General features: G+C 68.8%; 9 protein-coding genes. 6 read left to right on the top strand and 3 right to left on the bottom strand.

Translation table 11 applies throughout. From position 1 onward, the window contains the following. The first annotated feature begins 18 nt into the window (after positions 1 to 18). The 5 genes from OIB37_RS28110 to OIB37_RS28130 all read left to right on the top strand — a co-directional run bounded on the left by OIB37_RS28110 (position 19) and on the right by OIB37_RS28130 (position 6,340). A complete protein-coding gene (locus OIB37_RS28110) occupies positions 19 to 1,803 on the top strand; it encodes a type I polyketide synthase (protein WP_330460400.1) in 1,785 nt (594 codons plus the stop codon). Beyond that, on the top strand, positions 1,800 to 3,041 hold the full coding sequence (locus OIB37_RS28115; protein WP_330460401.1) for a cytochrome P450: 1,242 nt from the start codon (positions 1,800 to 1,802) through the stop codon (positions 3,039 to 3,041). The genes OIB37_RS28110 and OIB37_RS28115 overlap by 4 nt, the downstream gene beginning before the upstream one ends. After that, the gene (locus OIB37_RS28120) at positions 3,038 to 3,232 is read left to right on the top strand and encodes an MbtH family NRPS accessory protein (RefSeq protein ID WP_330460402.1); all 195 of its coding nucleotides are present in this window, start codon (positions 3,038 to 3,040) and stop codon (positions 3,230 to 3,232) included. Before OIB37_RS28115 ends, OIB37_RS28120 begins: the two co-directional genes overlap by 4 nt. A gap of 116 nt (positions 3,233 to 3,348) precedes the next feature. Beyond that, on the top strand, positions 3,349 to 4,044 hold the full coding sequence (locus tag OIB37_RS28125) for a formyltransferase family protein (protein WP_330460403.1): 696 nt from the start codon (positions 3,349 to 3,351) through the stop codon (positions 4,042 to 4,044). Positions 4,045 to 4,684: 640 nt separating this feature from the next. Continuing rightward, the gene (locus OIB37_RS28130; protein ID WP_330460404.1) at positions 4,685 to 6,340 is read left to right on the top strand and encodes an N-6 DNA methylase; all 1,656 of its coding nucleotides are present in this window, start codon (positions 4,685 to 4,687) and stop codon (positions 6,338 to 6,340) included. 56 nt (positions 6,341 to 6,396) lie between these two features. On the opposite strand, the gene OIB37_RS28135 is transcribed toward OIB37_RS28130, so the two are convergent. The 3 genes from OIB37_RS28135 to OIB37_RS28145 form a co-directional block, all read right to left on the bottom strand. Then, positions 6,397 to 8,532, bottom strand: a complete 2,136-nt coding sequence (locus OIB37_RS28135) for a UvrD-helicase domain-containing protein (RefSeq protein WP_330460405.1) — start codon at positions 8,530 to 8,532, stop codon at positions 6,397 to 6,399. Positions 8,533 to 8,634: 102 nt separating this feature from the next. Beyond that, positions 8,635 to 9,939 carry an McrC family protein gene (locus OIB37_RS28140; RefSeq protein ID WP_330460406.1) on the bottom strand — a complete coding sequence of 435 codons (1,305 nt, stop codon included), beginning with the start codon at positions 9,937 to 9,939 and terminating at the stop codon, positions 8,635 to 8,637. Further along, on the bottom strand, positions 9,936 to 11,768 hold the full coding sequence (locus OIB37_RS28145; RefSeq protein ID WP_330460407.1) for a DUF4357 domain-containing protein: 1,833 nt from the start codon (positions 11,766 to 11,768) through the stop codon (positions 9,936 to 9,938). Before OIB37_RS28145 ends, OIB37_RS28140 begins: the two co-directional genes overlap by 4 nt. A 334-nt stretch (positions 11,769 to 12,102) precedes the next feature. Between OIB37_RS28145 and OIB37_RS28150 the strand changes: the two genes are divergently transcribed. Then, the gene (locus OIB37_RS28150; RefSeq protein ID WP_330460408.1) at positions 12,103 to 13,764 is read left to right on the top strand and encodes a sigma-70 family RNA polymerase sigma factor; all 1,662 of its coding nucleotides are present in this window, start codon (positions 12,103 to 12,105) and stop codon (positions 13,762 to 13,764) included. Positions 13,765 to 13,796 lie beyond the last annotated feature (32 nt).

Below are 13,796 nucleotides of genomic sequence, written 5' to 3' on the forward strand. Positions count from 1 at the left end.
CGAAGCAGGAGCCGTCCCATGACCGAAAGCCCCGAGCAGGACCACGACCCGGGTGATGTGGCCGTCATCGGCATGTCCCTCCGGGCACCCGGAGCCCCCACCAAGGAACAGTTCTGGGACAACCTCGTGCACGGCAGGGAGTCCGTGTCGTTCCTCGCCAAGGACGACATCCACGTGGACGAGACCCTGATCCACAGCCCGTTCTACGTGCGGGCCTGCGGAGTGCTCGACACCTACGACAAGTTCGACCCGTCGGTGTTCGGCATCAGCGACCGGATGGCGGTCGCGATGACACCGGAGAACCGGCTGTTCCTGGAGAGCGCGTGGGAGACGCTCGAGGACGGCTCCTACGACCCGGACCGGATCAGGGGCGAGGTGGGCATCTACGGCGCCAACAACCCGCAGACCGCCGCGCTCTACAGCTCCCCGCCGGACCGGGTCTCGGTCGGCCCCGAGGCGATCGAGGCCAGTCTGGCGTGGTCGCCGGACACCATGACCTCCAACGCCCTGTACTACATGGGGCTGACCGGCGAGGCCGTCACCGTCGCCGCTGTCTGCGCCGGCTTCCACTACGCGGTGCACCTGGCCTGCCAGTCGCTGCTGCTCGGCCAGACCGACATGGCGATCGCCGGCGGCGCCATGGTCCGTCTGCCGCACCCCCGAGGTCACCTGTGGGAGGAGAACCGCGTCCTGTCGAAGGACGGTCACTGCCGTCCCTTCGACGCCAACGGCACCGGCACCGCGCTGTCCAGCGGTGTCGTCACGGTACTGCTCAAGCCGCTGGCACAGGCCGTCGCCGACCGCGACCACGTCTACGCCGTGGTCAAGGGTTCGGCCGTCAACAACAACGGTGTCAGCGCGGTGGCCTACGGTCTGGCACAGCCGGAGCGGCTGAGCGCGTGCATCGCCAACGCCATGGAGGTCGGTGGCGTCACCCCGGACACCGTGTCCATGTACGAGGCCAACGGTCTCGGGTTGCCGATGACCGACGAACTCGAGGTGCACGCGGCGAACATGGCGTTCGGCAAGCAGACCGGCACCACCTCGATCGGCGGGGTCAAGGGCAACGTGGGCCACGGCGGCGTGGTGTCGGGCGGCTTCGGTGCGATGAAGGCCGTGATGGCCCTGTACCACAGGAAGCTGCCCGCGACGATCAACCTGACGGAGGTCAACCAGGACCTCGACCTCCCCAGCACCCCGTTCGTGCCGCAGCTGGAGACGGCCGACTGGGAACCGGAGTCCGGGATCCGGCGTGCGGGCATCACCTCGCTCGGCGGTGGTGGCTACAACGCGCACCTGGTGCTGGAAGAGCCGCCGACGGCCGCCGGACGTGCCCCCGAGGCCGACGGCAGGCCGCGCCTGGCCACGCTGTCCGCCCTGGACGACGAAGCGCTGGCCCGTCAGCGCGCGAGGCTGAAGGACTGGCTGGAGGCCGACCCCGGCCTGCGCCTGGACGACGTCTGCTTCAGCCTCAACATGGGCCGCAAGGTGATGGCCCGCCGGTGGGCGGCCGTGGTCCGCAGCCGTGCGGAGCTGATCGCGGCGCTCTCCGCGGACTCCCCGGCAGGCATGGCCGTCGAGACCGCGACCGCGCCGCGGGTGGCTGTCGACTCCTTTCCCCGCAACGACAACGGGATCGTGCGGTCCGGGACGGACGCACAGGCGCTGTCCGACCTGGCCGCCGCCTGGGTCGGCGGCCAACAGGTGGACTTCGCCGCCCTGCACGCCGGGGAGGCCAGCCACCGCGTGCCGCTGCCCGCGTACCCGTTCCGGCCGCGCCGGTTCTGGCGTACGGACTGGTGACCGTGAGCACGTGGGCACCGGGCACCGTGGACCTGGGCGATCCGGACACCTTCGCGGACCACGACCTCGACGAGTTCTGGCGCACCCTGCGGGACACCGCCCCGGTGTCCTGGAACCCTCCGGCCGACGGCCGCCGGGGATTTTGGGTGCTCTCCCGTTACGACGACATCATGGCCACCTACCGGGACGACGTGAACTTCACGTCCGAGCACGGCAACGTGCTCGTCACCCTCCTGGGCGGCGGTGACGCCGGTGCCGGCCGGATGCTGGCCGTCACCGACGGGCACCGGCACCATGAGCTGCGCAAGATCCTCCAACGGGTGCTCTCGCCGCGGGTCCTCGACGAGGTCGCGCGGGCGGTGCGGGTCAACACCCGGCAGCTGATCCGGGAGGCGGCCGAGTCCGGCGGCTGCGACTTCGCCGAGCAGATCGCCGGCCGGATCCCGATGACCACGATCTCGAACCTGCTCGGCGTGCCCGAGCAGGACCGGGACTTCCTTCTCACCCTGACCAAGACGGCGCTGTCGACCGACGACGAGGACATCGACGACGTCGACTCCGAGATGGCCCGCAACGAGATCCTGATGTACTTCGCGGACATCGTCGAGGAGCGGCGTGAGTCCCCGGGCCAGGACGTGATCAGCATGCTCGTCGGCAGCTCCGTCGACGGTGTGCCACTGTCCGACGACGACGTCGTGCTCAACTGCTACAGCCTGATCATCGGCGGCGACGAGACCAGCCGGCTCACGATGATCGACTGCGTCCGCACGCTCGCGGCCCACCCCGAGCAGTGGCTGCGGTTCAAGCACGGTGAGGTCGCCGTCGAGACCGCCGTGGACGAGGTGCTGCGCTGGGCGTCACCCACGATGCACTTCGGGCGCACCGTCGTCCGCGAGACCGAACTGCACGGTGAACGGCTGCGCCCGGACGAGATCGTCACGCTCTGGCACGCCTCCGGCAACCGCGACGAACGGGTCTTCGAGAAGCCCGGGGAGTTCGACCTCGCCCGCACTCCCAACAAACACATGGCCTTCGGCTACGGCCCGCACTTCTGCGTCGGCTCGTACCTCGCCAAAGTGGAGATCTCCGAACTGCTCCTCGCCCTACGGGACTTCACCACCGGATTCGAGCAGGCCGGCGAGGCGCTGCCCATCCGGTCCAACTTCCTGACCGGCTTCTCCACGCTGCCGGTGCGGTTCCGGCCCGATCACCGCGGACTGAAAGAGGTCGACCTATGAGCGGTAACCCCTTCGTCGGGGGCGACGCCGAGTGGCTGGTCGTGGCGAACGCCGGCGGGCAGTACGCGCTGTGGCGGCCGTACCTGGACGTACCGAAGGGCTGGCGGGTCGTCCACTCCTGCCCGGACCGTGACGGCGCCCTCGACCATGTCGAGCGACTTCACGGCGGTGGTGAGACACCGATGACCTGACCGCCGTGCGCTGGTGCGCGGCACCGGAGCCGCTTGCGACGGGCCCCACGCCTTGGTGGAGCGCTCCCACACGCACTGAACAGACACCCGACCGGCGACCGCAGGAAGCGCGAGTGATGAACATCTACATTTCAGGACGAGGGGCGTTCGCGGTGCAGGTCGCGGAGGCTCTGCTGGACGAAGGACACAAGATCGTAGGAATAGCCGCCCCCCGGCTGCGCCATGGACATTCCGACGAGAGCAACGCGCTGTCCTGGGATCGCCTGCGCGCCTGGGCGTATCCCAGGAACATCCCCTGGACGGACTCGGCCGAACTGCGCGCGGCGCATGTCCCGGACGGGGTGGACGTCATCGTCGCCGCGCATTCGCACGCCTTCCTCGGCCGCCGGACGCGTGCCAGGGCGGCCGTCGCCACCATCGGCTACCACCCCAGCCTGTTGCCGTTGCACCGGGGCCGGGACGCGATCCGATGGACGATCCGCGACGGTGACAAGGTGACGGGCGGAAGCGTCTACCACCTCACGGAGCGCACCGACGGCGGTCCGCTCGCCGCCCAGGAGCACCTGTTCGTGCCCCCCGGCTCGACCGCGCAGAGCCTGTGGCGCGAGCATCTGGCCCCGCTCGGCGTGCGGTTGCTGCTGAAGGTGGTCGCCGACCTCGCCAAGGGCAGGCGGATCGAGGTCCCCCAGGACGAGAAGGTCGCGACCTGGGAACCTGCGATGGGCGCGCCACCCCTGTTCAAGCCCGAACTCATCGAGCTCCCCGGAACGGTGCCCGTGGACGGCAGCAGGGGTGCGCTTCACGCGCAGTGAGCCGCCCGGCGTGTCCCGGTGATCCGCACCAGCTCGGCGCCGGCGGGGCCGGGGGCCACGCACACGAGGCGGCACGCGGTCCGCAGGTCGGCCGGCCTGCGGAGGTGTCGTGCCCGTTGCCCCCAAGGGGCACGACACTGTGCCGGTCAGATGTCGCGGAAGAGACCAGACAGCCCCGTGGCTTGCCGTGATGTGCGGCTGCGGGGCGCCGACCTGTGTAGATGATCTTTCGGCTGTTCCGCGGTCATGCCCGTTGGCGTGGCCGGAAGCCAGAGGAGTCCCAGGAGTGTCCGTCGGATCGTCGGCGTCGACGATGAAGGGCGCACGGCGCGAAGTGACCGGTCGGATCGGGCGCGACCTGCAGGTTCCGCCGTGGCAGCCGTACCGGACGGAGTGGCCGGCCCGACCGCCGCGGGCAGGCCATCACGGCGTACGGGCCGTCCAGTGCAGTTCAAAGGGGGCGTCTGCGTTCAGGCGCTCGCGCCGAGCAGGGGGGCGGTGATCGTCCCGGCGCTTTTTCGGGCGGCCTGAGCGGGGCCTTTTCTTGGAATGAGACCCATGCCTAAAGTGAAGAATTCGTGTACGTTGTCAACGCGCTTACCTCCCCAGGGTTCGAGGGCGGCCCGTGTACGCTGGACCCATGACAGAGAATGCCGCTTCACCGGTCGGCCCCCTTGTCACGGGTGCTGAGATCGCTCGGCTGGCCGGAGTGACTCGGGCCGCTGTCTCTAATTGGCGTCGGCGCTACGGCGACTTTCCCGCCCCCGCCGGCGGCGGGGCGAGCAGCCCGCTCTACTCCCTCGGTGATGTGCAGGAGTGGCTGGACCGACAGCGCAAGAGTCACGAGGTGTCTCCTGAGGTCGAGCTGTGGCAGGCCTTGCGGGCCGCGTACGGGGATCAGATGATCACGGGCCTGGCAGCGGTGGCCGGCATGCTCGCAGCGGGACGTGAGGTGAAGCTGCCGGACGATATCGCCGCGCGGGTGGACGCGCTGATCCGGACCGAGGCGCCCGTCGGCCTTGTGAGTGGCCTCACTGAAAGATTCATGGACTCCGCCAGACGTGCGGGATCGGACCAAGTGACTTCGGAGCGCGTGGTGCGTGCCGTGTGCCGCTTCGTTCCCGAGCTACCGGCCGACGCCACCGTCTTCGATCCAGCCTGCGGAATCGGGGTGCTGCTTCTTTCCGTCGCACCGGGACCGGCCATGCAATGCCGTGGTCAAGAGATGGACGCGGACAGTGCTCGCTTCGCGCAACTTCGTGCCAGCCTCACAGGGAGGTCGAATGTGCGCATCACAGCGGGTGATTCCCTCCGTTCTGATGAATGGCCGGATCTGAAAGCCGACCTGGTCGTTTGCGACCCACCAGCTGGTGTGACCGAGTGGGGACGGGGTGAGCTGCTGCTTGACTCTCGATGGGAACTCGGTACCCCGTCCAAGGCCGAAGGGGAGCTGGCGTGGCTCCAGCACGCTTATGCCCACACCAAGCCTGGCGGTTGGGTTCTCTTGGTCATGCCCGCCTCGGTCGCGTATCGCAAGGCGGGGCGCCGTATCCGGGCAGAGCTGGTGCGCCGGGGCATCGTGCGGCAGATCGTAGCCCTGCCGCCTGGGACGGCGACGTCTCACGCCCTGCCCGTCCACCTATGGCTGCTGCGGCGTCCTGAGGACGGGGCAGGCGCGGGTGCGCACCACGCCGTGCGCATGGTCGACTTGACTGCCAACAGTCCGGACGACGATCTGGAACCACGGCCCGACCAGGTTACCGATGTACAGCCGATCGATCTCCTCGACGATACTGTCGACCTGACTCCTGGCAGCCATCTGCGGGCCTCACATCGTGACTATTCGGGGGAATACACGATGCTGCGCGCTGAATTGCAGGAAGAGATCCGCCGATTCGCCCTTCTTTTGCCCGAACTTGGGGCAGGGGACGGGCCGGGGGCACTGGACGGAGCCACCACCAGTGTTGCTGAACTCGCCCGGGCTGGACTCGTCGCCTACGACAGTCAGGAACCCGTGTCGAACAGCGAGCAGCTCGACACGGACTACCTGCAGGGGTTCTTGCGCAGTTCCGCCAACGTCCGCCGGTCCACGAGTGCCAGCGGGACCTTCCGCGCAGACGGCAAGGGATCACGAATTCCGCGCATGGGCATTGAGGAGCAGCGCCGATATGGCTCCGCCTTCCGGGCGTTGACAGCGTTCGAAGAGGCGATGCGGAAGATGGACGAACTGAGCCGGCGACTCGCTGAGGTCGCCCGTGACGGCCTGGCCTCCGGTGCCCTGGCGCCGGAGGACTGAGGACGGTGCGGGGGACACTCGGCGGGGCTCCGCACGTGCCCGCTCCGCACTGTGATTCAGGCCATGCCGGGCAGGAACGGGCTCGCGGTTCCGCTCCATGTCACACTCAGCGCCTCACGAGCGCGGGTACAGGCGACGAAGAGAAGACAACGCTCTCGGAGCAGGTCGGCGTCGTGCTGCAGCGGGTCGGCTTCACGTGCGGTGATCTCACGGGCGAACGGGACAGCGCCCTCCGCGACGCCCAGCACGGACACGGCCCGGAACTCCAGCCCCTTCATCGCATGCATTGTTGCCAAGCGCACGCCTTCGCGCTCCTGCTCGGTCTGCCCCTTGACCCGTAGCACCGGAATGCCGGCGGCCTTCAGTTTCTCCTCGGCGGCGTCGAGAGAGAGGTTGAAGCGCGCGCACACGCCGATCTCGTGCGGTGCGAGTCCATCGGCGAGCAGCTCACGGACCCGGTCGACCAGCGCTGCGGTCTCCTCTTGCCGGGTGGTGAACCCTTGCGTCTGAGGGCGGCTTCCATGGAGCAGAGAGCGGTACCCGGCCAGTGAATCCGTTCCCTCGCCCTCCAAGGCATCGATCGTGACAGGCGCGAGCAGCCGTGCCGACCAGGCGAGGATCTCCTCGGTCGAGCGGTAGTTGACATGCAGACGGAAACTCCTGCCGGTGGTGGCGATACCCAGGGAGCCCAGGGACACCCTGGAGTCGTAGATCCGCTGATGCGGGTCTCCGGTGACGAACAGGTCGTCGGGCCCGGGGGAGACAGCGGCACGCAACACTCGCCACTGGGCGGGATGCAGGTCCTGCGCCTCGTCGACGACGATGTGGGCGTACGGGGCCGGTCCGGCGGCGAGGAGATCGGCGGCCCGTCCACACACGCGCTGGTGGGTGGTCTCGCCGCGGTCGCACAACAGCTGCTCGAACCGCTCGACACCGCCCCACAGCAGCTGGCGGCGGGCGGCACCGAGACCGGTGCCCCGGCCACGGCGGCTCGCGCCGAGGTAGGCGTCGAGATCGTGCAGATCCTGGCCGAGGACGACGTGCCGGTACTCCTGAGCGAGGAACTGGGCGGTGAACGGCAGATCGAGCTGCTTGATCACCTTTTCCCACAGCTGCCGCTGTTCCCGGTCTCCGACCGGCTTGGGCACGGTCCCCGACTGCGCGCGCACGATGCTGTTCGCGAACGCGTCGACGGTCGTCACGTCGACCCGGTCCAGCAGATCCTTGTCCTCGGCGAGGAGCAGGCCGAGCATCTCACGCAGTCCGGCGGCGAGCGCGTTCGTGTACGTGGTCAGCAGAACGCGACCGTCCGCCGAGCGGCCCAGCAGGTGCTTGACCCGGTGCAGGGCAGCCACCGTCTTCCCTGTCCCGGGCCCGCCCGTGACCTGGACCGGACCCCTGTACGAGGTGCGGTAGGCGACGCGTCGCTGCGAGGGGTGGAGGAAGACCCGCCAGGCCGCGAACGGCTTCTCCAGCGCCTCCTCAAGCTCCCTGGGACCGGTCACCAGACGGATGCGCCCAGAAGTGTTGGCGATCACCGTGGCCAGGTCCTCGACAGGTTCGGCCGGAGCGTCGACGGGACGGCGGACGGCGACCACGTCCCGGTACACCTCGTCAGGCTTGAATCCTTCGGCGAGGAACTGCAGTACCTCCAGCTGGTCTTCGGGCAGGAGTGTGGCGAACGCCTCCAGTTGGGCCTTGTCCACGAAGGAGCGCGCGGCGCGCAACACCTGTTCATCGATGCCGAGTTCGCGCAGCGTGCCGTCGGAGTACGCCGCGAACAGCAGCCGGGATGCCGTGCGCGCGGCCGTCTCGTACAGCGGTGTCAGTTCGTCCAGGGCGACGGCGTTGCGCACCTCCAGCGCGCGGGTCGCGGTGTTGGCGCTGTACAGGCGCTTTGCCGCCCATGTGTAGGCATCATCGTGCGGCAACACGTTGACCAGCAGGAACATGTCGCTGCCGTCGTCGGGGGCGAGGACGACGCCCCGCCAGAAATCCGTGATCCGGATGGTGCGCATCCGTTGGTCACGGGCGTTACCGACGGACTCCAGGTGCAGTCCCTTGTCCGAGTTGAGCTCGGCGACGGTCAAGGCCTGGAACTTCGCCATGGCCTTGCGCACTCCGGCACGTACCGGCTTCTCCAGGGTGTCGTAGCCGTCCCAGAAACTCTGGGCAAAGGCGAGCCGGGGCATGGAGTCTTTCCTTTCTTCCTGACCGGGCCGCTGTGCCGGCACCGGTCCGATTCCGCGAGGAGACATGCGGGTGAGCGATGGCTTCCTCGTGGTCTTCCGTGGTCACTGAGCCGGGCCGGGTCCGGTCAGCTGTCCGGCGATCTCGCGCAGAGTCGCCAGTAGCTGTCCGGGTTCACGGGAGAGGTCGAGGCTGTGCTGGTACAGCCGGATGCCGCGCCCGTCCGTCCCTGTCGCCGTTCCGTGAATCTCATGGACGCGTCTGGGCTGCCGTCCTGCCGCGTACACCAGATGTGCCTCGCGCAGACCGAGCGCGGTGGCGTATGCGAGCACCTGGTAGAGGTCCGCGTTGAGGAGCCCGTCGGCCTTCTCGATCTTGTACTTGGCGTCGACGACCGAGAGCGGCGTCCGGCCGTCGTTGGTGCGGACGACGAGGTCCGGGCGTATCCGTACCCGGCGGGCGACGTCGAGATGGTGGGGGTCCTGCAGCCGCGCGGTCAGCCCGTGCTCCCGCAAGGCCTCCCGCAGGCCGACGGTGACGAAGTCCTCGAACAGCTTGTTCATGTCGAGCAGGAAGCCGTCGACGGTGAGAGGTTGCGCCCCGGGGGGCCGGTGCTCCGGGGAGGTGCCGCGCAGCACCGCCTCGGCGAGCCGCAGCGCCGGCTGGTAGCGGGAGTTGAGGCGGGACGGCTGCCAGGGCGGCAGTTCCTGCCCCTGTATGAGTGGCAGTGCGTCGGCGAGACGCGAACGCTGCCGGGCCAGGCGCCGCCGGACAGGTCCGGGGACGCCCGGCAGGCGCAGCAACCACTCGGTGGCCGCGCGCAGGATGCGGTTCTCGGCGGTGTCGGCGGTGTACGCGTCGTAGGCGATCTCCACGGGCGGCGTCCGGCCGAAGTGCCGCCGGATCTGGTCGGCCTCTCGCAGCCGTCCGCGTACGACGAGCGCGGACTCCTCCACCATGCGGTATCCCTGGAGAACCCCTTGCCGCAGCGCGACGTCGATCTGCCGTTCCACGGCGTGGGCCAGCGCCGGGACGATGTCGTCGTAGGCGCCGGTATCGACGGTGCCCTCCCGGTCGTCACGCCAGGCGCGCGCCGGGTCGAGGCTGAAGCCGAGAAGGAAGAACAGCCGGCTCACGGGAGTCTTGGGCATGATCCGTACGACGGTGCCGTCGGGCGTGCGTACGGCACCGACCCGGCTTCCCGCTCGCAGCAGCCAGTGTCCGCTCCGCACGGGGTCGGGTGTGGCGCTCTGCAGAATGCCGGAGGCGGCCAGAGCCCGCCCGGCCGCTGCGCTGACGGCGACCGATACGGCCGGCCCGTACTCGCGCAGCAGCACCTCGGTCGCGGCCTGCCTGTCCTGGACGGGGGACGGGGAGTGCGCCGCGCCGGCATCCGCAGGCGCGCTCATGCCGGACCGTGCTGCTCGCGCAGCGCGTCGAGGCCGTAGCGGGCGGCGACGTCCAGGCCGTCGCCGTAGTGGTACTCCTCGAGCAGGGGCAGGATCTTCGTCCGCCAGGTCCTCTCCAGCCCGCCGTCGCGGTACACGCCCGGCTTCATCAGATACGAGGGACCGATGGCGAAGTCACTTTCGTCGATGCGACTGTTGAGGGCGTCAAGGAGGCGTGCGGGCTCCAGGTCCCAGCCCTCCCGCTTCAGCCAGCGCACCAGGAGCCCGGCGGTCGGCTCGGTGCGCGGGGACAGCTCCACGAACGCGAAGCGACGCCGCATGGCCGCGTCCACCAGCGCGATCGACCGGTCGGCGGTGTTCATCGTGCCGATCACGAAAAGGTTCGGCGGTAGTGCGAAGTCGTCCCCGGAATAGGTGAGTCGCACGGATTTCGTGCGGTACTCCAGGAGGAAGTACAGCTCGCCGAAGACCTTCGCCAGATTGGCGCGGTTGATCTCGTCGATGATCAGGAAGTGCGGGATGTGACGGTTGCCTTCCCGTGAGGCGAGATCGGCGAGCTCCCGCAAGGGGCCTGCCGTAAGCCGGAATGCCACCTCTCGCGACTCGGGGTCCTCCACGGGACGGAACCCCTCGAAGAAGTCCTCGTAGGCATAGGAAGGGTGGAACTGGACGATCTTCACCTGCTCCGGACCGCCCCCGAAGTACTCGGCAAGCTTCATCGCCACGTAGGTCTTACCTGTGCCGGGCGGGCCGTACAACACCAGTTGCCGTTCGTCCAGGAGGAGTTCGCGGATCTCGTCCAGCCAGGCGCGGTCGTGTACGAGAAGGTCGGCGGCGAAGGCCTCGGTGACATCCGGCAGCGACAGCTCCCGCTGCACCGGACGGTCCGCGTCGGAAAGGCCGACGACGCCATCGGGGGGCTCGGGGGCCGTTCGTCCGGTGCCCGCGGCGAGCCCGTCGAGCGAATCCAGGACGCTGGTCAGGTCGACCACGTCGTGCTGGACGGACAGCTTCTGCTGCACCTCCTCCGGCAGTTCCTCGTAAGGGTGGCTGTCCGGCAGCCAGGCGACGGATCTGCGCAGATTGGACAGGCTGCCCGGCGACCCGGCCTGTACGGCGTCTCCGGTGATCCTCCCCACGTGCAGCCGCCCGTCGCCGATGGTTGCCACCGTGTCGCCGAGCCGCATCTGCGTAAGGAACGCATGCAACTCGTCCACGAGGCCCCGCTTTTGACTGTACGAGGCCGCGCCTTCGTATCCCTCCTCCACGAACCGGCGCAGCGTGCTCTTCGTCGGGTCCTTCTCCTCCACGGGCGGCAGATGCGCGCCCGCGAGCGAGATGATCCCCTCCTCCAGCCACAGCCGCCGGACGAGGTTGTGGCCGGAGACGTTCGAACCGCGCACGAGCCACGCCTTGCGCGGAGCCCGCCAGGCGGTGGACTGGTAGTCGGCGAGCGGATGGCCTTCGGCGGTGCGCCAGGACTCCGGACCGGACGCGTCGTAGCCGTACACCAGCGCGGCGGCTGCCGAGGAGGAGTTGCACGTGATGTCGCGGGTGGTGACCCAATGTGGCGCAGTCCCGGGCCGCCCGGGATCCGAGGGGGCGTCGACCAGGGCCCCGCCCGCACGCAGTTCCGCACGGCGTCGCCGAGAGTGCTCGCCGAGTCCCGGCCATGCCTCGGCGGCCACGACGGAGCCCTCCTTCAGGAGGAACTGGTTCGTGCCGTTGCCGCCGAACTCCGTGAGCAGGTGTCCGTGCGCTTCGCCGTCCCCCTTGAGCAGCTTGATGCGAAAGTCGGGGGAGCCGGGAAGGCGGTCGGGCTGCGACATGGTGACCCTTCCGAGGGCGAGACTGCACGGGCATCGACAGCTTACGTGTTGACACTGTCAATCGATAGGTGATCACCGCAGATCTCCGACAGTCGCCAATCACTCGCACATGTGCGCGATATGACCACCGATCGACACGGACGGCCGTCCGGGATGCAACCGCCAGTGCCGCTGGATGTGTCTCCTGTGTGGGTCGAGGTGGAGTTTATCTTCGAGAGTCTGTTGACGATGTAAACAGGATGACTCTAGAGTCTGGACTTGTCGACGTGGTCCCGTTCGGACAGAACCGGCGCTTCGGCTGCTGGAGTTGGGGGGCGGTATGAGCAGGGAGCCGATGACGGAACCCAGTCGGCGCATGATCGAGGCGGAGCTGCCGGCCGTCATCGAAAGACTCAAGCGCTGCGCTTCCCGGGCCGGAGTCGTCAGCCAGCGGGCCTTCGCCCTGGAGGCGGAACGGCTCGGACTCGCGAGCCATGAACAGCAGCGGCGGCTCCGCGACGGGCTTGGCGCCATGGGTATTCATGTGAGGCCCACCCGCAGGGGAGTCCTGGAGCCGCGTCGCCCGGCTCCCGCCGAGTTCGAGGTGCGGAACGCGGTCAAGCCGAAGGCGGCTGGAGCTCTGCCGAATCCGCCTCGGACTCCGGTCTCTTCGTTGGACACTCGGATGTCCACCGCACATCCCGACTTCACGTCTGCTCCTGGATTCACCGGTGCCAGAAGTGCGAACGGCAGCCCGTGGGCCGCCCAGGCCGGACCTGGCGAGGGCGCGAGCGCGGCGGCCCGGCGCCTGGCTCAGGCCCGGCAGATGCTGGCCCGTTACGCCGACACGGGCGGTACCGTCAGCAAGCTCGCCCACGACGGCGTCGCACGGCTCCACGGGCTGGAGACCGCCGAAGTGCGCGAGCTGAAGGCGGAGTTCCCCATCACGCGCCCCCTCCCGGTCCGCGGGTCGGCCGAGACGGTGGAGCGGCGTGACTCCTGCCCGGCGGTGCCCGCACCGATTTCGGCGCCGGGCGGCGCTGGCGAGAAGCCGGCTACCGGGAAGACGCGTCGCCGAGCAGCCGATCTCGGCACGGACGCGCGGCTGGCCGAGGCCGTCCGCGCCGCCCGGGCCGTACTGGAAGCGGACCGGTGGCGCCGGGATCTGGCCAAGGTGTTGCTGAAGGCCGAAGAAGAGGTGGGTCTCGCCGCTCTCCTGCGCGGCGGTACCGGCCCCCTCGGCCGTGACGTGCCGGAGGAGGAGATCGCAGCGCTCGAAGAGGGAAGCGAGCAAAGGCGTGCCTTCGACTGTCTCGTCCTGCACAATCTGCGGCTCGTGTGGAAGATCGCGCTGGGCTACCAGGGACGCGGACTCGACATTGAGGACCTGGTCCAGCACGGAAACATCGGACTGATGCGCGCGGTGCGCAAGTTCGACGCCACCAGGGGCTACAAGCTTTCGACCTACGCGACTTGGTGGATCAGACAGGCCATCACCCGGGCCATCGCCGACGAGGGAACGCTGATCCGGTTGCCCGTGCACTTGCATGAGACGGTCAGCAAGGTGGCCGTGGCCGAGCGCAAGCTCCTGAGCGAGGGACGCGCCAGGACCATCGACAACGTGGCCTACGCGACGGGCCTCACCTTCGCGGAAGTGGAGAAGGTGCGACAGATCAGCCGGATCACCGACTCCCTGGACCGGATCATCAGCGACGACGCCGCGCTCGGCGACTTGATCATCGGGCCGAGCCGACTGCCCGATCCCTGCCGCGAGCTCCTGCGCAAGGAATTCGAGGAACGCGTCATGGATCTCCTTGCGGGCTTTCCGGAACGTGAGGCCCACATCCTCACACGGCGTATGGGCCTTGACGGCGACGAACCGGACACGCTGGACGCGCTCGGCGTGGTCTTCAAGCTCACCCGTGAACGTATCCGGCAGATCGAGGCGAAGACCAAGCCGGTCTTCATCGAGCAGCTGATCCGGGCGGGGCTCGTACGCAAGCCCCGCACCCAGTAGACCCGCGGCCTTTCAACCCTTTGACCTCTCAT

The organism is Streptomyces sp. NBC_00820, from assembly GCF_036347055.1.
Taxonomy (GTDB): Bacteria; Actinomycetota; Actinomycetes; order Streptomycetales; family Streptomycetaceae; genus Streptomyces.